Source organism: Rheinheimera gaetbuli, assembly GCF_054781935.1.
In genome coordinates, this window is sequence record NZ_BAAGTL010000028.1 from 592944 (window position 1) to 615138 (window position 22195).

The following is a 22195-nucleotide window of genomic DNA, read 5'->3' on the forward strand; positions in this document are numbered from 1 at the left end:
ATGAATTTTTTATGAACAATGGCATAAAAAAGGGCAGCCAAAGGCTGCCCAAACTGTCAGTTACCTGACCACGTAGTGTAAAACCAAAACTAACTTAAAACTGATTCATGGTGTTATGTGCGCCACCGGCTTTTAATGCGGCCTCACCGGAAAAATATTCTTTATGGTCATCACCGACATCTGAGCCTGACATATTTTGGTGTTTCACACAGGCAATGCCCTGACGAATTTCCTTGCGCTGCACTCCTTCAACATAACCCAACATACCGGCTGCACCAAAATACTCTTTGGCCAGGTTGTCGGTAGACAATGCTGCAGTGTGATAGGTAGGCAAGGTGATCAAGTGATGGAAGATCCCCGCCTCACGCGCTGCATCAGCCTGGAAGGTACGAATACGGTTATCGGCTTCAAGCGCCAGCGCTGTTGCATCGTAATCGGCACTCATTAACATCGCTCGGTCGTATGCTGTGACGTCTTTACCGGCCGTTTTCCACGCATCAAATACCTGCTGGCGGAAGTTTAAGGTCCAGTTAAAGCTTGGGCTGTTGTTGTATACCAGCTTGGCATTAGGCACAACTTCGCGAATGCGGTTTACCATTTCAGCAATCTGGCCGACATGCGGTTTTTCAGTTTCAATCCACAATAAATCGGCGCCATTCTGTAGTGAGGTAATACAATCGAGCACCACACGGTCAACCCCACTGCCCTGTTTAAACTGGAACAAACCACTGGCCAAACGTTTTGGTTTTAACAGTTTTCCATTAGCTTTTACCACCACGTCGCCGTTGGCTATATCGTCTGCACCGCTTATTACATCGCCATCAAGAAAGCTGTTGTATAAATCACCTAAATCGCCCGGTTTGTTGGTAACGGCAATTTGTTTGGTTAAGCCGGCTCCCAAGGAGTCGGTGCGGGCCACTATTATGCCATCATCCACACCCAGCTCTAAAAAGGCATAGCGTACGGCGTTAATCTTGGCCAAAAAGTCAGCATGTGGCACGGTAACCTTGCCATCCTGGTGACCACATTGTTTTTCATCCGACACCTGGTTTTCAATCTGAATAGCACAGGCTCCGGCTTCAATCATCTTCTTCGCCAGTAAATAGGTAGCTTCTTCGTTACCAAAACCCGCATCGATATCAGCAATAATCGGCACGACATGGGTTTCAAAGTTATCAATTTTGCTTTGAACTGCAGCGGCTTTGGCGCTGTCATCGGCGGCTTTAGCCGCATCCAGCTCACGGAACAAGCCACCTAACTCACGGGCATCAGCTTGCTTTAAAAAGGTATACAGCTCTTCGATTAACGCCGGTACCGCGGTTTTTTCATGCATAGATTGGTCCGGCAGCGGGCCAAACTCAGAGCGCAGCGCCGCTATCATCCAGCCAGACAAATACAGGTATTTTCTTTTAGTAGTACCGAAATGTTTTTTGATAGCGATCAGTTTTTGCTGACCAACAAAACCATGCCAGCAACCTAACGACTGGGTGTATTGGCTGCTGTCAGCATCATAGGCTGCCATATCAGCACGCATAATTTTGGCGGTGTACTTGGCAATATCCAGTCCGGTATGAAAGCGGTTTTGCGCACGCATTCTGGCGGCAGATTCCGGGTTTATCGCACCCCAGGCCTCACCGTTTTGCTGACGTAACTGTGCGATTTGTTGTATTGCATCTTGGTAAGCTGACATAGCAGTATCCTCTTGTTGCTGTTGCCCGGCTTGCCGGACGCTGACTGTTCCCAGGCTGATGTGTTACCTGTTGACTTACACTATAGGTTTCATTTTGGTAATTCATAAAGGTGATTTTTGTGATGCTGGCCATTCACGGTATTAATACCAAAGTTGGCTTGACGCTGCGCTGGTAGCCAATGCTATGATTCAGATCAGTGATACAAAAAAGCTGGGCTATTTAACTAATGAATATTAATAAGATGGATTTAAACCTGCTGGTGTACCTGGACGTGCTACTGCGGGAGAAAAATGTTACCCGAGCCGCCAATCAGCTGAATATTACCCAGCCGGCCATGAGCAATGGCCTAAAACGGCTGCGTGATTTGCTTAATGATCCGATCTTAGTGCGTACCTCAGACGGTATGGTACCCACCGAACGCGCGCGCGAACTGGCACCAGTGGTACGCGGCGTATTATTAACACTGGAAGAAACCCTACAACCAAACAAAGACTTTGAGCCGCTAAACAGCCAGCGGGTGTTTCGCATTATGGCCAGCGATTATGCGGCGTCTACCTTAATACCGGCGTTACTGAAAAAAATGCGTCTTCTGGCTCCCCATACCAGCCTGGATATTATGACACCATCTGATGTAACCTTTCACGATGTTGAAAACGGCAAAGTGGATATGGCGATTAACCGTTTTGACCAGCTGCCGCAATCGTTTCATCAGAAAACTGTATGGCGCGACAGCTTCTCTTGCTTAATTAACGCGCAAAACCCGGTATTAAAAAACTTCAATTTAGATAGTTACTTAAAAGCACAACATATTTGGGTCAGTAAAACTGGTTTTGGTGTCGGTGTAGGCATGGACCCAAAAGACGTGCAAAAGTTAGGCTGGGTAGATGAAGCACTGGCTAAACTGGGCAAGCAACGTAACATTTCTGTATTTACCCGCAACTATCATGTGGCGATGCATTTGGCAGTTGGTATCGATCTTATTGCTACCCTGCCCAGTCGCGCCGCTAAGCTGTATGAGAACGATGCCAGCATGGCCATTATGGACCCGCCATTTGCTATACCGTCGATTGAGCTGAAGATGATTTGGAGCCCGTTGCTGCATCAGGATGCCAGCCATATCTGGTTCCGCCGGCAGATTGTGGAAACCGCAGCTGAGCTGGATTAAAACAGCCCACAACAACGGTGGGCTTTATCGCAGGTGGCCGCTAGCAGCGTTATTGCGCCGCTGAGCCGACCTCCATCCGGGTTTTCGTTTGAATACCCTGCTCAGTAATATCAACTGACATCATCAGCTTCATGTCCATTTCCTGCAATGCTTTGAAGTTGTCCGGCACCGGCTGGCCGGAGCTTTCCATGGCTTGTGCCAGCGTATTGAAAAACGCCGCGTAATCGAGCCCCATGCTGAACAAACCGTTTTTCTCCAGCTTGCTTGCCGCCACTGCATCCGCCTGCTGCTTCGCGGTGGTGCCGCTGTATACCAGTACATGGTCGTCTGCCAGCTTAACTTTCGCCGCAACACCCAACATTGCTGCCTGTGGTATAAACTGGGCCAGATCCGCCTCTTCGCCGCTTTGCGGCAGCTCAATATCAGCCAGCGCCGGACTAAGCGCCGCCAGACCGCCAATAAAACTTCTGGCATTAGCTACCGACACGCTCAACATGGCATCTACTGCCGTCGGTTGCAAAGTACTGCTATCCAGCGTCAGGCTGTTTATTGTCATTGACATGCCCTGCACACCATTAGCCATACCAGCCATTGCCAGCATCGCCACCGGGTTAGACTGTTTCAGCTGCTGCTGTATATCTGCCAATGGCTGGCAGCTGTAGGCCGGCTCAGTCATTTCTGTCCAGACTTTGCCAACGGCAGAGCTCAGCTGCACCGGATCCAGCCCCAGACCAAGGTGAAACAGAGTAACGCTGGCATTGCTCTGCATATGTGGGGGTAAATAGCCGCGCAGACTGGACAGAGCACCAAGCACGGTGTTACTCGCAGATGCCAGCAGCATATTAGTGCTGATTTGGGTGTTGCTGTTGCCACTGTAATCCAGCTGGCCATCAAAGAATATGCCCGGCCAGTTCTGCGTAATAGCGGCAACATCTTGTTGGCACTCAGCACTGCGCCAGTCAGCAATGGCATCCAGTTCAGCGGCAAATACACTGTGGATATCCTGCGCCAGCCGGTTCCCCTCAGTAGAGGTTAAGCTTTTCGCCAGTTCAGTAAAACTAACAAAACCAATGGCATCCTGGCTCAGTTGATATTTTTCCGCCAGTTTGGGTAGAACCTGCTCAGAGTTAAAGCTTTTGGCCGGTTTAGCTAGCGCCAGTAACTGGCTAATATTGGCTGATGCTAAACTTTCTGAAGTAACAGCCAGGGTGGCCCAGCCATCTTTTACCGTGACCAGCAAATCAACCTTAATTGCTTCATGCTCAAAGCGATAGCGCCGGTAACTGACATCGGCATCACTGATTGGCTGATGGCCAAAACCGCTGTCTTGCTCTGCCCGGTCAAACATAGCAAAGAAGGCATCAGCATCAGATATTTCTATCCGCAGTACCGGCGACATACCGACCATGTACATCAGATTGCGCATTTCATTTTTAAAGCCAGATTTCGCACTAAAATCCTGCCCTGGCGTTAGCATTGCCAGGTAATCACGTAACAACGCCACCAGAAATTTCACCTGCGGCGCATTATCTGCGCTGTCAACAAGCTCTTGTAACGCCTGATCAAATTCAGGGTTAGCATAGTACTGCGGGCCAAACCCCATACTTTTCAGGTAATCAGCAACATTAACCGGTTTAAACTGACCTGAAAAAAGTACCGTATCTGCCGGTACATAATCCAGCTCAGGTATGGTCGTTTTGCTATCGGTACCGCTTAGCTGGTAATAGGCAAAGGCTCCGGCAGCTATAACAGCAGCGGCGATCAGCGTTTTACGCATTAAAAACTCCTTGTTGTAATAAGACAGGCTAACTTGATGCCACTTAATAGGTGATTTAACAGGATTGGAATGGCTTGTATCTTAATATGCAGGGCTAAGCATAACAACTGTAACTTTACGGCAATAATCGCAATAATTTATTGCAATCCTTGACCTGTAGCCGATAAAAAAGGCGCTGTCCGTAATACAGCGCCTTGCGGTTGTTGCACTGGCCTGGGTTAATCCAGCAACTGATAGGCTGGCAGGGTTAGGAAGTCTACCAGCTGCTCAGAGGTCGTGATATCGAGCAGCAAAGTTTGCGCACGGGCAAAGTTTTGCTCTGCCCACAGTGTTTCGCCTACTTCTGAGCGTACCACTTTTGCCTCTTCCTCTAACATTGAAGCAAATAAGGTTTTACTAATCAGCTTGCCGTTGCTTAAACTTTTACCGTGCTTAATCCACTGCCAGATAGAAGTACGCGAAATTTCCGCCGTGGCAGCATCTTCCATCAAACCGTAGATCGGCACACAACCTTTACCACTGATCCAGGCAGCAATATATTGCAACGCGACACGGATATTGGTGCGCATACCTTGCTCCGTGCGCTCGCCATCGCATGGTTCAAGCAACTGCGCAGCAGTAATCTCCTCATCGTCGGCACGGCTGACATCCAGCTGGTTTTTCTGTTGGCCGGGTAAGTATTTCGCAAATACAGCATTGGCAGTAGCAGCCAGGCCCGGATGCGCCACCCAGGTGCCGTCGTGGCCATTGCTGGCCTCCAGTTCTTTATCTGCGGTAACTTTGGCCAGAATCGCGGCGTTTTCTGCCGCATCTTTGGCCGGAATAAAAGCCGCCATGCCGCCCATTGCCAGCGCGCCGCGCCTGTGGCAGGTTTTTATCAGCAAACGCGAGTAGGCATTTAAAAACGGTTGTTTCATACTAACCACCTGCCTGTCTGGCAGTATGCGGTCCGGATGATTATTTAACGTTTTAATATAGCTGAATATATAATCCCAACGGCCGCAGTTAAGTGCGACGATATGGTCGCGCAACATATACAGGATTTCATCCATCTCGAACACCGCCGGCAGGGTTTCAATTAATACCGTAGCGCGCACTGTGCCAACCGGTTGGCTGAACTTATGCTCGGTGTAGCGAAACACATCATCCCACCATTTAGCTTCCAAATGACTCTGTAATTTCGGCACGTAGTAGTAAACGCCGCTGCCGTTAGCTAAACGGGTTTGGTAGTTGTGCAGGAAATACAACGCAAAATCCAGCAGCCCGCCGGGAATTTGTTCACCGTCCACTAACAAGTGTTTTTCCCACAGGTGCAAACCGCGCACACGCGCAATTAACAATGCCGGCTTGTCATGCAATGCATAATGCTTGCCGCTGTGTGGGTCGGTATAACTGATGGTGCCCAGGTTAGCATCGCGCAGGTTGATCTGCCCCTCAATAACACCCGCCCAACTGGGGGCTTGCGAGTCTTCAAAGTCAGCCATAAACACTTTTACATCAGCATTTAGCGCATTAATAATCATCTTGCGATCGACCGGGCCGGTAATTTCAACACGGCGGTCCTGCAAGTCTGCCGGTATTGGCGCTACCTGCCAGTCAGATTGGCGGATATTGGCCGTTTGCGGCAGAAAATCGGGTAAGGCCCCCTCATCATAGCGCTGCTGTGTGGTTTGCCGTGCGGCCAACAATGCTTTTAACCGTGGCCGAAACTCTCTGGTTAACTCCACTAGCAAGGCACAGGCCTGTTCAGTCAGAATAGTGTCATAGTCGGCATTTAGCGGTGCATTAATGCTTAAGCCGGCACGGTTTATGCTGGTTGTCATATGTGGGTCCTTTTGTTGCTATTTCTTGGCTCGCCAAAGCGGCAAGCTAAGCTAATGGATACTTAACAACTATAAGCGCATTTTCACTATAAAATACATCAATGCAAACAATTCCAGCCATTCACAACATAAATAATAAAAGCGAAATTATTTCTGCAACTTTGGCACAACCTGTGCTTTAAAAATCATAGTGTTGTGGCGTGTCAGACGCCGAGTCAATTTTCTGTCGGAGGTATACATGGAATTTGTCCTGTTATTAATTTTACTGTTGGTAGTGGTGGTTGCGCTGGTTGCTCATCGCTTTATTGATACGGGAAACCCATTTCCACTGCAGAGGAAAGCCAGCTTATTCAGCCCGGTAGAGCGAAGCTTTATGCAGCTGTTGGAAAAGGCCGTTGCCACGGAGTATAAAATTTTAAACCGGGTGAAGCTGGCTGATGTGATAGAGCTAAAAAACGGCATTAGCGGTAAAGCCCGTGCCAGCGCTATGCTGAAGTTAAATTCCAAGTATCTCGATTTTGTATTGTGCGACCCAAATGATTTCAGCATAGTTGCTGTGCTGGATTTGGTGAATAACACCAGCAAAGATGGCCACAAGGCCGTACCTGACTGGTTTGTCAACGGTGCGCTAGACGCGGCTGGCGTGCCGTACCTGCGAATGAAAATAAAAGCCGGCTACACTGCTGCCGATATTCAGGCAGCTATCGCTGCCCGCCTGGGTAAAATGGTCACTAAACCAGAGCCTATGTTTAAAGGTTTAGTTAAAAAGGGCCCTACCCGGCCTGTCCGCTCTTTAAAGCCGGCAATCAATGGCAATAATTTGCCAGTGCCGGCGTTATCACACTCCCAGATTAAAGCGCAGCAAACCGCTTTGATACAGGCTTCTTAGGCTTTTATTTGAGCAGTTAATGCCGTAAACCTCAATGCTGCCGGCTGCACCCGGTGGCATTTTTTTGCAGAAAAATAAAAATATACCTAAAGTATCATCCTGCCTTGCCGTTACAGTCATGAGGAATTGGCATAGGAGGTAACTATGAGTCAGTCCGTTGGTGCTGCGTCATCAGCTCCAGGTTTTGAAGTTCTTGGCGCCGTAATGGCAAAAAAACAGCAAAATCAAGAAGCTAAAATGGCGATGACGCTATTGCAAGGTGCTGTGCAGTCTACAGCGCAAATGCAATCCTCAGCCCCGGTAGGTAACCTGGGACAGAACATTAATATCATGGTTTAACCCGGATAAGTTCTGCTGAATACCAGGCCAGCATTTGCTGGCCTTTTTATTTCACATAACCCATTGCAGGAATTACCTGGCAAAACGCACAACCAGCTCATGCAACGCTTTCGATACCTGTTGCAATTTTATGATGCTGTCAGCTGAATTGCCTGCTTCTGTCAGACTATCGTTTGTCAGGCCGGAAATGTTCACCACCTGCTGGTTAACTTCTTCTGCCACATTGGCCTGCTGCTCTACAGCAGCCGCCATTTGAATAGACATATTGGCAATACTGCCAACGGCATCGGAAATACCGTTTAACATCTCTTCGGTTTCTTTAACTCTGCTCAGCCCGGCTTCTGCTCCGGCTGTGCCGCTTTGAGCCACCCTTACAGCAGTATCCGCTCTGTTGCTCAGATCGTTAACTATCTGGTGAATTTCTTTGGTCGAATTTTGCGTGCGCTGCGCCAGATTACGCACTTCATCGGCAACAACAGCGAAACCCCTGCCTTGCTCACCGGCACGCGCCGCTTCGATGGCGGCGTTTAGCGCCAGTAAATTGGTTTGTTCAGCTATTTGTTCGATCATTTGCGCCACAATAGCAATTTTTTTAGTTTGCTCAGACACTTCGGTAACAGAATTACTGATTTCGGTTACTGTTTGGCGCAACTCTTCTATCGCTTTGCGGGTTACGGCTGCGGTTTGCCTGCTACGTCCTGCTAACTCATTCGATTGCTCAGCCCGCTCTGCGGTTTCCTGTACGTGTTTTGATACTTCTGCAATAGTGGTGGTCATCTGATGCATGGCCGTCGCAGCTTGTTCTGTTTCCCGTTGTTGGCGTTCAATCAATTTCATTGAAGACTGTGCAATATCAAGGCCCAGCTCAGATTGCTTCGACACACTTTTAGCTGCATCCTCCATCAGACTTAGCACTGCCCCAAGGTGCACTTTAGAGCTCAGTACCGCCACTTTAAGCTCACCGACATCGGGTGCATCATCAGTAAAGCTTTTTACTGCCAGTTCATGCGAAAATGAATTAGCTAACAACATTTTGACGCTATCTAACGCGTTCTTTTTACTGATATTGGCCCATACAACATAACTAATCAGAGTCAGTACCACGACTAACTCTGATAGCGCGTTGAAGCCACCAAAATACAAACCGGCAGCCAGCAGCAAAGTAACCGCCAGTAAGATGTTAGCAGCGCCAAGGTGAAAATTCCGATTCCGAAACTTGCCGTTATTAATAGCAGCATACAGCTTTTCTGCCCGCTTAATGTCCTCCCTGGCCGGACACGTTCGCACCGATTCGTAACCAATAACACGGCCACTTTCCGTTACCGGCGTTATATAAGCATTTACCCAGTAAAAATCACCATTTTTACTGCGATTCTTTACCAGCCCCATCCAGGGCTTGCCAGCTTTTAAATGTTGCCACATTATTTCATAGGCTAAAGGCGGCATATCCGGGTGGCGCACTATATTGTGCGGCTGGCCAACTAGTTCCTCTTTGGTAAAACCGCTAATTTGGATAAACGCATCATTACAATGCCGGATAATGCCATTTAAGTCGGTATTAGAGATTAACTTTTGCCCTGGCGAGAACGTCCGTTCAGTATTGGTAACCGGCGTGTTACGACGCATAGCAGCGTGCTCCTTGCATTAACAATGCAATTAAACTGTACCCTAAAAATAGCAACAGTTAGTAATAAGACAATGAAGATTAAAGAATATAGCTTATGCAGCAACTGTTTGCGGCTTAACGTTAAGTAACGTTAAGCAAAGTAAAGCAGGGTAAATTATTGAACCGCAGCACCGCTAACGCATTCTTAGCCCCGTTATATCATCTACTTAATGAGGCGTTATGCGTATTTTTTTAACTGTATCAGCATTTGGAAGTTTAATGATGTTAACCGGTTGTGGCAGTAGCAGCTCTGATGAAACGTCAGCCACTTACACCAGCAGCTATATCCAACTTTACAACGGTTCAGCCAACAGTACCTCTACCCGATTATTACTTACCGACAGCGATGACAGTACAGTGTTGGCCGGCTCCGCCACCTATACTGACGCCACGTCGTTAGTCAGCTATACCCCTGCCAGCTACAGCATCTCTCTAAGCCGATTAAACAGTGACGGTGATGATATCAGTATCTTGGACAGCAGCATCACCCTGCGCCAAAGCTATAAACACTTGTTGTTTTTAACCGGTGATTACAATAATCCTGAACTGCTGACATTGCAGTTTTTGCGTGATGACAGCCTGAGCGACAGCTTTAAGCTTTATGTAGTTAGCTTGTTACCCGACGACAGCAGCTATGATGTTTACTTGAGCACTTCAGATACCGGCTTCGATGATGCCACACTGACCGCAACGTTAAATTACAGCCAAATCAGCTCTGTGCTGGAGTTTGAGCGCGGCAATTACGTTATTTACCTCACCGAAGCCGGCAGTCGCGATATTATATTCCAATCATCCAAATATAACTTTGAACACCTGACTGAATATGTGCTGGTTCCACGTATAGCCTCCGGCCCGCTGGAAGGCAATATAGCTGTAGATATTATTAATAACACCACAACCGTTGGCAATCTTACAGACTGGACTGCGCAGGCACAGTTTCGCCTTTACAACAGCGTAGACGGCGCCGGCCGCAGCGATATTTATCTGGATGGCGGTTTAGCCGTAATGTCACTGACTGCAGACAGTTTGTCAGACTATGTCGAATTAGCAGCAAAAGACTACCGTTTATCAGCAACCAATGAGCAAGGCCAATTGTTTTTAAACAATGGCCTACTTACCTTAAACCAGGGGGAAAGCAAAGCGGTGGTGTTATATCAAAATGCAGCCGCAGCAACTGCTGTTATGGTTGTTGAAGAAAGTAATACACCACAAATTTATGATTTCGATATTAATGTGGTTAACACCATTTTTGATTATAGCGCCCTTAGTGTGTACTTCGTGCCCCCCAACGAAACTGTTGATACCACAGAATATTACATTACTTCGATCAACAGTGGTGCGCAAAAAGAAATAAGCATTCCAGACGGCGAATACACTATTTTTCTGCTGTACACCGACGATAACAAGAACAAAATGCTGTTGGCCGAGTCTGAGTTGCAACAGTTTGTTGCCGGCAGCAACTATTTGCTGGTTGCAGAGCCTGACACTAATAGTAGCAGTAGCTACAAACTAAGCTTATTGCGTTAAAGACATCGCTGAGGTAGCCGTGCTGCATTTATTGTTAATTGACGACGATACTCAACTTACAGCCCTACTGGCGGAGTATCTGCAACGAGATGGTTTTCACATTACCATTGCCAATAATGGCGCTGCCGGTTTAGAGCACTGCCAGCAACAGATGTTTAATTTGGTTATTCTGGATGTAATGATGCCACAGTTAGATGGCATCTCGGTGTTAAAGCAGTTGCGCCGCTTCAGTAGTATTCCGGTGATCATGTTAACGGCGCGGGGTGAAGGCCCGGATAAAGTTATTGGTCTTGAACTGGGTGCAGATGATTACATCGCAAAACCCTGTTTACCACGTGAGCTTAGTGCCCGTATTAAAGCCATATTGCGCCGGGTGCAGTACAACTGCAGCCAAACTGAATTACAGCTTGGTGCTTTACGTATCAAGCCGGTTAACCGCAGTGTGCTGTTGCAACACGACAAGATTGAATTAACCGGTGCAGAATTCAGCATTTTTTACCTGCTAGCACAGCACGCTGGTTACATAATCAGTAAAGCGGATTTATCGCAGCAGGCGCTTGGTAAGCCTTTGGGCAATTATGATCGCAGCATTGATGTGCATATCAGCCACATCAGACAAAAATTGGGCACACCACCAGTAGGACAACAATGGATCACTGCAGTACGCGGTAAAGGCTATCAATTTACCTATCCGTTTGGCACCGGAGCATAGTTACATGAACAAATTGTTTTGGCGTTTTTTCCTCGTATTCTGGGCCACTTTGCTTATGGCAGTTGTGTTAGTGCGACTGACTTTTACCTTGAGTGGTCCTCCCCCTTGGTTGCCACCGGACAAGCTGCGGGTTGGGGCAGGCTTTTTCAGCCAACCATCAATACCGGCTTACAGTATCAACGCCGCAGGCAACGCAGATTTCTCCGCAGCCGTTGCACCAACACATCCGTTGCCACCATTCTGGCGCAGGCCAGTGCTGCATCTGTCGGTGTTGCTGGCGGCCAGTATTTTGTTCAGTTGGGTACTGGCGCGCCATATCGTCGCCCCAGTTCGGCAACTAAAGCAAGCACTGGCCGGACTTGCCGCAGATAACTGGCGTACCCAACTGGGCAGCGGGCTAACCACAAGACAGGATGAGTTTGGTAGCCTTAGCCGTAATTTCAATCAGATGGCTGGCCAGGCGGCGGAAGCCATCGCCTCACAGCGCCGCTTGCTAAATGACGTATCACATGAGCTACGCTCACCGTTGGCCAGAATGCAAATTCTGACTGGGCTGGCAGCACAATCACCGTCTTATTCAGGTATGGCAATGGAGAAGATAGAGCAGGAGGCAAGCAAACTTGATGCCCTGGTCACTGAAATTTTGACCTTCTCTAGGTTAGAAAGCGGAGCCGTAAGTGCCGAGCATATTGATATTAACCTCGCAGAATTGGTAGCCTCGGTCTGTGATGATGCGCGGCTGGAAGCAGACAGCAGCAACAAGTCGTTATGGCTGCATCTGGAAAATGTGCCGTTAATTAAAGGCGACCCGTCGCTGCTTTACAGCGCGATAGAAAACGTGATCCGCAATGCTGTGAAGTATACTCCGCCATACTCCGAAGTCAGTGTTTATTTACGCCAACATCAGCAGCAGCTGAGTTTACAGGTGCTCGACCAGGGGCCGGGCGTGGCACCACAACATTTATCTAAATTATTTACGCCATTCTTTCGCGCACAGAGTAGCCACAATGGCATAGGCTTAGGCTTAAGTATTGCCAAACGCGCCACTGAGGCTTGCAATGGCAGCATAGCCGTAGCCAATATAATGACAAACAATGAAATTATCGGCTTTAGCGTTGAAATATGTTTGCCGATAAATTCATATTCTGTTCAGGCAGAATAACTAAACTGCCACGCTGTTTTACGTTTTAGTATATTTTTGCATTACACTGTAATTACATCTGCGACCGAAAAGGACCTGCCATGACCCGGCAACAATACTCTGTGTTGATTATTGACGACGCTTACACGGTACGCGAATACCTGCGCCAGACCCTGATGCATTTGGGTATTACTCAGATCCACGAGGCGTCCAGTGGTAGCCGAGGGTTGTCGGTTTTCAATCAGCATCAGCATGATCTGGTGTTTCTTGATATTGAACTGCCCGACATTAATGGTCAGCAATTACTACAACAAATTAAAAGCCAGGCCGATAAAACCCATGTCGTGATGGTGACAGCACATAATTCAATTGATAACGTGCAACAAAGTATTGCCGCCGGTGCAAGCGGCTTTATCGCCAAGCCGTTTTCACCGCTAAAGATAAAAAATATTGTTGAACGTTGCCTGGCAGCAAAGCTGAATTAAGAGAAACTCAAACCTTGCTACTGAATGACAGAGACCGCGATTAAAGCGGCCTCTGTTGGTATGGCTATTTTAATTGTTGCAATATATCCGCCCAGGGCACCAGCTTTAGATTTTGCCCCTGCTCCGGCATGCGGTTACGGCCATCCTGCACGATCAACGCACCTTGTTCAAACCCTGGCCCTAACGAGCGGGTTGTGATGTCCAGTCCGTCGGTTTCAGAAGCGCCATCTATACCCAGTTTCGGGTTAGTGCTGATACGAAAGTGCAAGTGTTCAGCATAGGGGGGCGCAGCGTCATATAGCATGTAGCTGTCATTACCCTGGCTTGATACCAGCAAATAACTGTTGCCGTTATGCTCTGCCAGCGCAATGCCCTCAATATCATCGACCAGTCGTTCACCATCAACACGAATTATCACTTCACCTGTGGTCGCCGCATCCGCTTCAGCGGCAAAACGCCAGATGGCTTCATCTTCCTCGCCAACAAATAACAGGCCGCGTTTATCATCAGCCACACAACCCTCTGGTTGCGACGGCACCTGCAATGAGCGCACTAAGCTGCCCTGCCAGGTTTTGCCGTCACTGCCGATTTGATACTGCTGGATTAAGCCGGACTTATCATTAACAAAGACATAGTGTTGGTTATTTTGGCTATTGTGATACATACACAGGCCGTAAATCTCGCTCATGCTGGTTGCGACCTTACCGGCATTATGCAGCGTGCCACTGCTATCAATAGCAAAAAGTTGCAGGCTGTTGTCGTCGCGCAAACTGGCTACGGCAATATCGTGCGCAGCCCCTTGCCAGTTAAGGCCGTAGCGCACATCGACATTATTTAACCGGCCCACGCTAAGCTGCTGCACGCGCGTACCCTGCATATTGTACACATCCAGTCCGGCGCGTTTGTCAGTGCCAAGCAGCAGGCTAAGCTCAGGCCGCGCCGGATGGTGCCACACCGCCGGGTCATCCATTACATCACCGCGTTGGCTGGCGGGCTCAGTCTGTAAGGTCGGCATCAGCTGGACTACCGGCGCTTTGGGCTGACGCTCCGGCTTCGCCTGCAGCACCACCGGCAGCTGCTGTACTGCACCGGCATCCTCAGTGCTGATATAGGCTGTTGCCGTGTTGCCCTGCATACTGACCGCTAAACCGCTAGCCTCAGCCAACGCCGGGACAGCTATGGCGCTGCGCAGCTGGCCGTCGCTGTTAATATGTAACAATCTGGCCGGCTCTTCCTCCAGCGCCAGCAGGCTGCCGTCAGACAACGTTTGCAGCGCTTTTACTTCGCCCTGCAACTGGCCAAACGGCTTATTTACCTGAACTAAACTGCGGCCCTCATCGGCTTCGGGTTCGGCCTGATAGCGCCAGATAGCGCGATCAGCTTCGGCGATATACAGCGCACCAGCGGTCTGATCCACTACACAAGCCGTGCTGTCATAAGGGATATTTAACTCGCGTATTACCACCGGTTGCGCCAGCCACTGTTGCTGCTGTTGCAACAGCAGCTGATCAGCGCCTCCGCGGCCACCGAGTAAAAACAGGCTGAGCTGCTGGTTTTCACTACTGTGATAAAAGCACAGGTCGTCTACTACCCGGCTGCTGATCAGTTGCCGCTTTACCAGCTGCAGCGGTGCTGCCTGTGCCGGGGTAAAGCGCCACAGATACAGGCTGTTGCTGTTATTTTCCATCGCGGCCAGTAGCACGCTATCGTTACCAAGCGGCTGCACTGCCAGCCGGATAAAAGCACCGTCGTACCGGCCCGGCACAGCAGCGCCCTGTTGCACCTTCAAGCCTGTTGCGTCAGTAAACAGCTGATACTCAGTACCCGCTATTTGCACATTATGGTAATGGCTGGCATTAACCGCTAATGCCTGTACTGCCGGTTCCGCTGCCTGCTCATTGGCGGCCTGACAGGCGCTGAGCAGCGCCGCCAGCGCCAGGCTGCCAGCACTTAATAAAAACATTTTTTTAGTTGATAACATCATGTGGTCCTTGTGCCGCAACGGCTTACCAGTTAGTAATTTGCACGCCCAGCACAAAGGTGCGGCCATATTGCTCATACTGGAAGTTATAAGGCTTGCGCCCGGTGTAGGCATAGTAAGGTTCGTCATTCAGATTGATCACATTAAAGTACAGTTGCATACCGCGACGGATAGTCCACTTGCCGGTAAAATCGAGCTGCATATGGTCATCTGAGTAAACATCGTAAGCGGCATCGGTCACATCGCCTACCTCAGCCAGATACTTCGATTTATAATTGGCCGCCAGGCGCAGGCTGATTACATCGGTTTCATAACCCAGGCTCAGGTTAGCGGTTTTATCTGACTGGCTCGGCAGCGCTACTTCGCGGCTAAACAAGGCACCATCGTCAAACCATTCAATATCGGCAGCCGAATCTGTCAGGGTAAGATTGGCCGACAGCAACAGGTTATCAAGCCAATTGCCAAAACCCGACACTTTGTGAATAGCATTAAGCTCCAAGCCGTATAGATCAGCCTTGCCACCGTTAATATAGGTTTCGGCTTTGGCAAAGTTGGCATAATCACCACGGCCGGCTAAATCGGCTTCGTAGATAAAATTATCAATCTGCTTATAGAACAGCATGGCAGACAGCACGCCAAGTTTGTCGGCATAATGCTCAATGCCCAGGTCAACGTTATTCGAGGTCAGCGCTTTTAAATCAGGGTTACCAAAGGCGGCTTCGAGCTCATCGTCATCTTCTTCCAGTATAAAGGCCGGCGACAGCTGTTCAAAGTTAGGCCTTACCAGGCCGGTACTGAACGCTGCCCGCACTATACTTTGTTCAGACAGGTTATAACGCCCTACCACAGCCGGCAACCAATAACCTTCAGAGCTGTTCGCCCGGTTGGCACTGAATACTTCTTCTATAGCATCATAGCGGCTACCTGTGCCATCGCGTTTTTCATGCTCGTAACGCACCCCTGTGATCAACTGCCAGTTATCACGCTCCCACTGCGCCATAAAATAGCCGGAGCTGATATCCTCATCTATCTGGTAATCATTTATTTGCGACTCAACTTCATCAATAAAGTCATCGCGTTTTAAGCTGTTAACCAGCTGATAAATGCTGCCACTGTTGATGGCCGGGCCCATAGTACTAAGACTGTAATCGACATTGCCAGCGGCATAATCGGCCAGACTTAACGTATTAATGCCGAAATCTGCAAAGTCTTCAAACAGCCAGACATCCTCTGCAGCGCGTTTCTCGCGCTGGCTGAATTTGGCACCACCTTTTAGCAGCAAGCCGCCGTGGCGCTGAATAATCTCACGGCTTAGATCAAACTTAATATTGCGTTCGGTTTCTTTGGCGTATGTGTCACCCATTTCTACTTCTTTCAGCTCGTAGCCATTGGCCAAAAAGGCGTCTGCCGGTGCGGTTAAGCGTAAAATATTGCTGCCGCTAAAACCGACGCCGTCTGCAAACTCCTGCTCAAAATCAGCGCCAGCAATATTAAACGGCGTGTCTTCATCGGCCTGGCTGGCGCCGGCTTCCAGCAACCATTCCCAGTTACCGGAAATTTGTTTAGTACCAATAACCAGGGCGCTGATGCTTTGGGTTTCTTCGCGCTGCTTTAGCGAGCGGATCAGCGCAGCTTCGCCACTGTTACCGGCAAATTGCGCATCGGCAAGTTCAACCACCATGCCCTGACGGGTTTCAGTGTCACTAAAGCGGCTGTACAGGCTGCGCAGGTAGTATTCGTTATTGTTCCCCGGCCGGTAATCCAGATTCAGCGCCAGGCCAAGCCGCTCGCGGCTGATAACATAATCGCGCAGTTCAAACTCTTCCAGGCCTTCGTCAAAATCCCAGCTGCCGCCGGTTTCGACGTTTTCTGAACCAAATTTACGTTCGGCGTAACTGGCGGCGATAGCAATACCAACACTGTCGGTTTCACCACCGGCATCCAGTATTTTACTGAACACACCGGAGACCTTGGGGCTGCTTTTGCTTTGCTGCTCGTTATAGCCAGCCTCTGCAGTAAAGGAATAAAAATCGTTGCTGCGATCAAAAGCCGACAAGCTCTTAATTTCAACCGTACCGCCTAAAGAGCCGGCCGGCATATCCGGTGTCAGGGTTTTGTTTACTTCGACAGATTCAAGCAGATCCGATGGGATCACGTCCAGCGCCACCGCACGGCGACCAGCTTCAGGGGCCGCTAGCTGGGTACCGTTATAGGTTACCGCGTTATAGTCCGGCGCTAAGCCACGTACGCGGACAAAGCGGCCTTCGCCCTGATCGCGCTCTACTGATAAACCTGCCAGCCGCTGCAGCGCCTCGCTGACATTACTGTCCGGGAACTGGCCCATCTCATCGGTGCTGGCCACGGTAATAATGCCACCGGCATTACGCTGGCGGTTCAGTGCTTTACTTACCGCACCGGATTGCCCCACTACTTCGATATGCTCTATCGCCTCACTGGCGGACAACAGCTTAATATCGCCGAGGCGCTGCTCTGTGTCCGCTACCACTAATACTCTGGTCTCCGGTATGGCACCCAGATAATTTATCAACAGAGTGTAAGTGCCTGATGGCAGCTGGCCAAAGTGGAAACGGCCATCTGCTGAAGTAGTGCGGCGCAGTCTCAGCTCCGGGATACTCACCTCTGCACCGCTTAACAGGTTGTTGCGGTTATCAGTAATACGGCCCTGTACATCGGCATCAGCCAATGCAGGCGCGACTAAGGTAGCGAACGCCAGGCTGACGGCGCAGGCCAGCAAGGTGCGTGGATTGTTGTTGTAGGAAGTCAGCTTCATCGGTTGCTCTTCTGTTTACGGCCAATAACTGCAGGCAGTGTGCCGCTGCTCTGTGACAAAAAGCCGTTTGTTAACACAACGCGCTGAGCGCTGATGACCCGGGTCTTAACAGTGCAGCGCAGTGTTGCAACGGCCTAAGCCTGTCATCCAACTGTCATACGCGCAGCGGAAAATTGAGTTTATTTGCGCGGATAATCTGACTATGTGGCGACAACACCGCTATAAAATTCTGTTTAGCTTGCTGTTGCTGTTAACTGGCCTGCTGCTGGCTATTGATACCGGCAGCGCCAAACCCGGTAGCGAATTTGACGCTCTGGATATTTTGGGTGAGGGCACAACCTTGCTGGTTGCCATCGGCTGGCTGGGGCTGATTATCAGCAGTCGCCCGGCAGGCAGAGTTACCGAGTGGTTGTACTACGGCAGTTTATTGCTGGTGTATTCTTATTTTCTCGACTTGCTGGACGAATTTATCCGCTATCCGGAGCCTATCCGGCTAATGAGCTGGCTGGAATCTTTGCCGGCGCCGGTGGGCATGCTGATCCTGACCTACGGCCTGATGGGTTGGCACCGCGAACAGCGTGCCATTAACCGCCAGCTGCGTGGCCGCGAGCTGTTTTTACGCGATCATCAGCTTATTGATCCGCTCACCCAACTGTACGGTATCGACTATTTACAAGCCGTGCTACAACGCGAAATAGAGCTACACCAAAGTCAACACAAAGCATTGAGTTTACTGGTGCTGGATATTGACAACTTTGCCGGCTTTAACCGCCGTTATGGCATGGCCGCCGGCGATGCTTACCTTAGCCAACTAAGTGAATTACTCAGCAGCCAACTGCGGCACAGCGACGTGGTATGCCGCTACGCCGGTGATCGCTTTATTGCGCTTTTACCCAACACCGCACTGCCGCAGGCGCAGATTATGGCGCAGCATTTACGCCAACAGCTGTCTCAATTGGTGCAAGACAAAGATGAGCCACAGCTGACGCTGGCAGAGATGGCTGTACAACACGCTACTGCCAAAAGTGCCTTGCAAGCCGCCGACCAGGCTATGGCGCAGGCAAAAAAAACCACCACATTTAAGTTGCAGCCAAGCTGATGACTATGCGCCACTTCGGCTATCAGGACAAAATCCTGTTGTTGCAGCATGGCAGTACTGAGCTGCTGGCGCTGGCACAACGGCGCGGTGCAGCGCTACATAAGCTGTTAAGTGGCACCGGCATTTTTGAGCAGGATTTACACAAACCGCATGGCCGGCTGCACCACAGCGACTGGCTGACGCTACTGCAAAACTGCCAACAACAGCTAAACAGCCCGGAACTGCCCTATCTGCTGGGCAGTGCCTTACTAAACAGCCGCTATATTTCGCTGTGCCAAAGTCTGCAATATGCACAAAACCTGCGCCAGGCTCTGGCGCAGCTGTATTATTTTCGCCATCAGCTGTTCCCTTGCTTTTACGTGCGGTTGCACCAACAACAGCACTGCATAGTGCTGGAGTTTAAACCCGCGCTGGGGTTAGCAAACCAGCAGGCGTTTATGTTAACCGTGCTCTGCTCACTGCTGCTTGGCCTTATAAAACAACAACTGGGCACACTGAACGGCATCAGCCTGCAGTTACAACAAAGCGCAGAGCCGCCCGCATTGCAGCAGCAACTTTTTGGCGGTATAAATATTAGCTTTAACCAGGTCGCGGACAGCCTCAGTATTCCAATCGCTATATGGCAGCAAGAGTTTACCCATACCAACGCAGCAGAGTTTAACGCCGCGCGGCGTACTTGCCGCCAGCTTAACCGTGTACTGCCCACACAGCGCGCCTTGCCGGAGAGGATCTGCCGCCTGCAACGCCGCGCCCTGCCGCAACTTTTAAACCAGGAGCAGATTGCCGCCACACTCGGGCTAAGCAGTAGCAGCTTAAAGCGCCAGCTCAGCCAGCATCAAACTAACTTCGCCAGCCTACTGGACGAGGTACGCCGCGATGCGGCGCGGCAATTACTCCGGCAAGGCCACTACTCAAACCGGCAGCTGGCGCTAAAGCTGGGTTATTCCGACGAGCATAACTTTCGCCGTGCCTTTAAACGCTGGACCGGACTAATCCCCAGCAGTTTTAAAGGCCTGTTCAATTTCAACTAACCTCAACATAGCTACCAAGGATCTTCGATGAAACTGATTAACACCCTGTGCCAGGCATTATTACTCAGCACCGTGCTGCTTGCCTGCTCACCGGCCCAAATGCCGGAAACAGACCAGACAGCAGCCGCAGCAAACGAAAATGTAGTGCTGCGCTTTGCGGTACTGGGCGACGCCGAGCCTAAACCCGAGCCGCAATTTCCCAATATGGCTGCAGCGGTTGCCGATATTAACCGGCTGGCAACGCAGACCAAGCTCGATTTCGTGGTTGGTGTCGGCGATATTGCCCACAAGGGCACCTTGGTGCAGTACGACAACGCTACAGCAGTATTACAACAACTGACGCTGCCATTTTACCCGATTATGGGTAACGAAGAGCACGGCAGTACGGTCGAGCGCTTTATGCAGTACGCCAACAGCTGGAATGCCGGAAAAATTACGCTGGACTCACCCAGCTATGTGCTTGAATTTGACACGGTAGCACTGGTATTTGCCTCGCCCGATCATGGCCGTGATTTTAACGACAGCGGTATTGACTGGATGCTGCAGCAACTTAAGCGCTTAGCACCAAAACCCGTGTTACTGATTGTGCATGGCGCCCAAGCGGGCGTGTACCAGGAAAATGCCGACAAAGGCATTAACCATCCCGGCTTTGCCGGGGTTATAGCCCAGCCTAATTTAGCAGCCGTTGTTTCCGGTGATTTACATATGGATATGGACCGCGTTTCACACTCTAAACAACTGGGCAAGGTGCATTACCTGCATATACCGGCATTAGAGCGTACTAAAATACCCGATGAGACTCAGCATACTGCCATGTTCAGGATGTTTACTCTTGACACTAATGGCATGATGCAGGTAGATACTTATCAAACCGGTGTTGCACAGCCTCTGACGCGCCACAGCTATACATTTAGTCTTAGTGGCGACACTAAATAAAACTTAAATTTCAGCCTGATCAAGGTGTTAATGATCAGGCTGAAAAAATTACTTAAGTTTAACCAGTAATTGCCGATTACCGTTTAACAGAAAAACCTTGTGGAGCATCAGATGAACATTACATCTGCTTCGCAACAGTTTGCGGTTGCCGAACAACAATACCTTGCTTATGGTCGCAAACAGCAGTTACTAAGCAATCAAGCCAGCCCAACTCCGGTTATGCCAGAAGTAACGCCGACGGCGGCGTTAACGGAAGATGATTTCACTGCCGACGATGGTACCTTGTTCAACGCCTACCAAACCTTTGGCATGGTAAAACACTTGCTGGCAAAGCTGGGCCAGCATCTCAGTGATTGGCAAAAGCCCGCTCAGGCAACGCCGCCAGCACACAGCAACAGCCGGCTTAACTCTGAAATTGAAACCGCTGTTTTTGCTGCCAGCTTTAGCAGCGAGAGCCTGTTTGTCAGCAGCAACCAGCAGCAGTTAGATAACACTGGCCAGCGCCTGGCAACTACCGAATGGGAACTGGGGTACCAGGCGGTGCAAGCCAATTTTAGTGGCCAGCTTCAGATGCAGGATGGCAGCAGTGTCAGCTTTAACTTTGAGTTAAGCATGCAAGTCAGTTGGGCACGCTACAGTTATATCGAACAGCCCCTGCAAGACCCCCTGATTGTCAGCTTAGATAATAGCCCGGCAAAACTGACAGATAGTCACACTGATTTTGACTTGTTTAATAACGGTACTGCCGTGCAATTGCCGCAACTGGCCGCGCAACAGTTTTATCTGGCTTACGATCGTAATAACGACAAACAGGTAAATAATGGCGCTGAGCTGTTTGGCCCGCAAAGCGGTCAGGGTTTTGCTGAGCTTGCTGCGTTTGATGATAACGGCAACGGCTTTATCGACCCGGGCGATGATATCTGGCAATACCTGTATTTGTGGCGACCAAAACAAGACTTGCTAACGATGGCTGAAGCAAAATTAGGAGCATTCTCAGTCAGCTCGGCTGCCACACCGATGCCTCTGTTGGATAAACAGCAGCAAAAACAGGGTGAAATACAGCGTAGTGGCCTGGCGTTTACAGAGGATGCCAGGCCCGTTCTGGTGCAACAAATTGATCTTGTGGTGTAGCAATCTCAGGA

17 protein-coding genes are annotated in these 22195 nt (G+C 49.8%); 11 read left to right on the forward strand and 6 right to left on the reverse strand.

Annotated features, from left to right (window positions below; translation table 11 throughout):
• Positions 1 to 94 precede the first annotated feature (94 nt).
• Positions 95 to 1690, reverse strand: coding sequence for an isocitrate lyase (locus ACYVIC_RS19295; protein ID WP_460862553.1), 1596 nt, complete (start codon positions 1688 to 1690; stop codon positions 95 to 97).
• Positions 1691 to 1917: 227 nt separating this feature from the next.
• Here ACYVIC_RS19295 and ACYVIC_RS19300 point away from each other — a divergent pair, with 227 nt between their 5' ends.
• The gene (locus ACYVIC_RS19300; RefSeq protein WP_460862554.1) at positions 1918 to 2856 is read left to right on the forward strand and encodes a LysR family transcriptional regulator; all 939 of its coding nucleotides are present in this window, start codon (positions 1918 to 1920) and stop codon (positions 2854 to 2856) included.
• A 49-nt stretch (positions 2857 to 2905) separates the two neighbouring features.
• On the opposite strand, the gene ACYVIC_RS19305 is transcribed toward ACYVIC_RS19300, so the two are convergent.
• Together ACYVIC_RS19305 and aceB are read right to left on the reverse strand one after the other, a co-directional pair.
• Complete coding sequence (locus ACYVIC_RS19305; protein WP_460862556.1) at positions 2906 to 4633, reverse strand: hypothetical protein; 1728 nt, start codon at positions 4631 to 4633, stop codon at positions 2906 to 2908.
• A 218-nt stretch (positions 4634 to 4851) separates the two neighbouring features.
• Complete coding sequence (gene aceB / locus ACYVIC_RS19310; RefSeq protein ID WP_460862557.1) at positions 4852 to 6456, reverse strand: malate synthase A; 1605 nt, start codon at positions 6454 to 6456, stop codon at positions 4852 to 4854.
• A 238-nt stretch (positions 6457 to 6694) separates the two neighbouring features.
• Between aceB and ACYVIC_RS19315 the strand changes: the two genes are divergently transcribed.
• Positions 6695 to 7345, forward strand: coding sequence for a DUF2726 domain-containing protein (locus ACYVIC_RS19315; RefSeq protein ID WP_460862558.1), 651 nt, complete (start codon positions 6695 to 6697; stop codon positions 7343 to 7345).
• Positions 7346 to 7489: 144 nt separating this feature from the next.
• Positions 7490 to 7684, forward strand: a complete 195-nt coding sequence (locus tag ACYVIC_RS19320) for a hypothetical protein (protein ID WP_460862560.1) — start codon at positions 7490 to 7492, stop codon at positions 7682 to 7684.
• A 72-nt stretch (positions 7685 to 7756) separates the two neighbouring features.
• Here the strand turns inward: ACYVIC_RS19320 and ACYVIC_RS19325 are convergent, their stop codons facing one another.
• Positions 7757 to 9310 (reverse strand): methyl-accepting chemotaxis protein, encoded by a 1554-nt coding sequence (locus ACYVIC_RS19325; protein ID WP_460862561.1) that lies wholly within the window; start codon positions 9308 to 9310, stop codon positions 7757 to 7759.
• 220 nt (positions 9311 to 9530) lie between these two features.
• Here ACYVIC_RS19325 and ACYVIC_RS19330 point away from each other — a divergent pair, with 220 nt between their 5' ends.
• The 4 genes from ACYVIC_RS19330 (at position 9531) to ACYVIC_RS19345 (ending at position 13215) form a co-directional block, all read left to right on the forward strand.
• Positions 9531 to 10877, forward strand: a complete 1347-nt coding sequence (locus ACYVIC_RS19330) for a DUF4397 domain-containing protein (RefSeq protein WP_460862563.1) — start codon at positions 9531 to 9533, stop codon at positions 10875 to 10877.
• 19 nt (positions 10878 to 10896) lie between these two features.
• Complete coding sequence (locus tag ACYVIC_RS19335; RefSeq protein ID WP_460862564.1) at positions 10897 to 11589, forward strand: response regulator; 693 nt, start codon at positions 10897 to 10899, stop codon at positions 11587 to 11589.
• 4 nt (positions 11590 to 11593) lie between these two features.
• Positions 11594 to 12751 (forward strand): sensor histidine kinase, encoded by a 1158-nt coding sequence (locus ACYVIC_RS19340; RefSeq protein ID WP_460862567.1) that lies wholly within the window; start codon positions 11594 to 11596, stop codon positions 12749 to 12751.
• An 80-nt stretch (positions 12752 to 12831) separates the two neighbouring features.
• Complete coding sequence (locus ACYVIC_RS19345) at positions 12832 to 13215, forward strand: response regulator (protein ID WP_460862568.1); 384 nt, start codon at positions 12832 to 12834, stop codon at positions 13213 to 13215.
• A 64-nt stretch (positions 13216 to 13279) separates the two neighbouring features.
• On the opposite strand, the gene ACYVIC_RS19350 is transcribed toward ACYVIC_RS19345, so the two are convergent.
• Together ACYVIC_RS19350 and ACYVIC_RS19355 are read right to left on the reverse strand one after the other, a co-directional pair.
• Complete coding sequence (locus tag ACYVIC_RS19350) at positions 13280 to 15196, reverse strand: phytase (protein ID WP_460862570.1); 1917 nt, start codon at positions 15194 to 15196, stop codon at positions 13280 to 13282.
• A 25-nt stretch (positions 15197 to 15221) separates the two neighbouring features.
• Positions 15222 to 17987, reverse strand: coding sequence for a TonB-dependent receptor (locus tag ACYVIC_RS19355; RefSeq protein WP_460862573.1), 2766 nt, complete (start codon positions 17985 to 17987; stop codon positions 15222 to 15224).
• A gap of 202 nt (positions 17988 to 18189) precedes the next feature.
• Between ACYVIC_RS19355 and ACYVIC_RS19360 the strand changes: the two genes are divergently transcribed.
• The 4 genes from ACYVIC_RS19360 to ACYVIC_RS19375 all read left to right on the forward strand — a co-directional run bounded on the left by ACYVIC_RS19360 (position 18190) and on the right by ACYVIC_RS19375 (position 22184).
• Entirely contained in the window at positions 18190 to 19086 is an 897-nt protein-coding gene (locus tag ACYVIC_RS19360; protein ID WP_460862576.1) for a GGDEF domain-containing protein, read from the forward strand.
• Positions 19087 to 19091: 5 nt separating this feature from the next.
• On the forward strand, positions 19092 to 20117 hold the full coding sequence (locus tag ACYVIC_RS19365; protein ID WP_460862577.1) for a helix-turn-helix transcriptional regulator: 1026 nt from the start codon (positions 19092 to 19094) through the stop codon (positions 20115 to 20117).
• Between the two features lie 27 nt (positions 20118 to 20144).
• Positions 20145 to 21053: a metallophosphoesterase family protein gene (locus ACYVIC_RS19370; protein ID WP_460862579.1), complete on the forward strand. Its 909-nt coding sequence runs from the start codon at positions 20145 to 20147 to the stop codon at positions 21051 to 21053.
• Between the two features lie 111 nt (positions 21054 to 21164).
• On the forward strand, positions 21165 to 22184 hold the full coding sequence (locus ACYVIC_RS19375; protein WP_460862581.1) for a hypothetical protein: 1020 nt from the start codon (positions 21165 to 21167) through the stop codon (positions 22182 to 22184).
• Positions 22185 to 22195: the final 11 nt, after the last annotated feature.

Excerpts from the sequence above, each read along its gene's own strand:
- ACYVIC_RS19295 (WP_460862553.1), bottom strand. The coding sequence starts at position 1,690 with ATGTCAGCTTACCAAGATGCAATACAACAAATCGCACAGTTACGTCAG.
- ACYVIC_RS19300 (WP_460862554.1), top strand. The coding sequence starts at position 1,918 with ATGAATATTAATAAGATGGATTTAAACCTGCTGGTGTACCTGGACGTG.
- ACYVIC_RS19305 (WP_460862556.1), bottom strand. The coding sequence starts at position 4,633 with ATGCGTAAAACGCTGATCGCCGCTGCTGTTATAGCTGCCGGAGCCTTT.
- aceB (WP_460862557.1), bottom strand. The coding sequence starts at position 6,456 with ATGACAACCAGCATAAACCGTGCCGGCTTAAGCATTAATGCACCGCTA.
- ACYVIC_RS19315 (WP_460862558.1), top strand. The coding sequence starts at position 6,695 with ATGGAATTTGTCCTGTTATTAATTTTACTGTTGGTAGTGGTGGTTGCG.
- ACYVIC_RS19320 (WP_460862560.1), top strand. The coding sequence starts at position 7,490 with ATGAGTCAGTCCGTTGGTGCTGCGTCATCAGCTCCAGGTTTTGAAGTT.
- ACYVIC_RS19325 (WP_460862561.1), bottom strand. The coding sequence starts at position 9,310 with ATGCGTCGTAACACGCCGGTTACCAATACTGAACGGACGTTCTCGCCA.
- ACYVIC_RS19330 (WP_460862563.1), top strand. The coding sequence starts at position 9,531 with ATGCGTATTTTTTTAACTGTATCAGCATTTGGAAGTTTAATGATGTTA.
- ACYVIC_RS19340 (WP_460862567.1), top strand. The coding sequence starts at position 11,594 with ATGAACAAATTGTTTTGGCGTTTTTTCCTCGTATTCTGGGCCACTTTG.
- ACYVIC_RS19345 (WP_460862568.1), top strand. The coding sequence starts at position 12,832 with ATGACCCGGCAACAATACTCTGTGTTGATTATTGACGACGCTTACACG.
- ACYVIC_RS19350 (WP_460862570.1), bottom strand. The coding sequence starts at position 15,196 with ATGTTATCAACTAAAAAAATGTTTTTATTAAGTGCTGGCAGCCTGGCG.
- ACYVIC_RS19355 (WP_460862573.1), bottom strand. The coding sequence starts at position 17,987 with ATGAAGCTGACTTCCTACAACAACAATCCACGCACCTTGCTGGCCTGC.
- ACYVIC_RS19360 (WP_460862576.1), top strand. The coding sequence starts at position 18,190 with ATGTGGCGACAACACCGCTATAAAATTCTGTTTAGCTTGCTGTTGCTG.
- ACYVIC_RS19365 (WP_460862577.1), top strand. The coding sequence starts at position 19,092 with ATGCGCCACTTCGGCTATCAGGACAAAATCCTGTTGTTGCAGCATGGC.
- ACYVIC_RS19370 (WP_460862579.1), top strand. The coding sequence starts at position 20,145 with ATGAAACTGATTAACACCCTGTGCCAGGCATTATTACTCAGCACCGTG.
- ACYVIC_RS19375 (WP_460862581.1), top strand. The coding sequence starts at position 21,165 with ATGAACATTACATCTGCTTCGCAACAGTTTGCGGTTGCCGAACAACAA.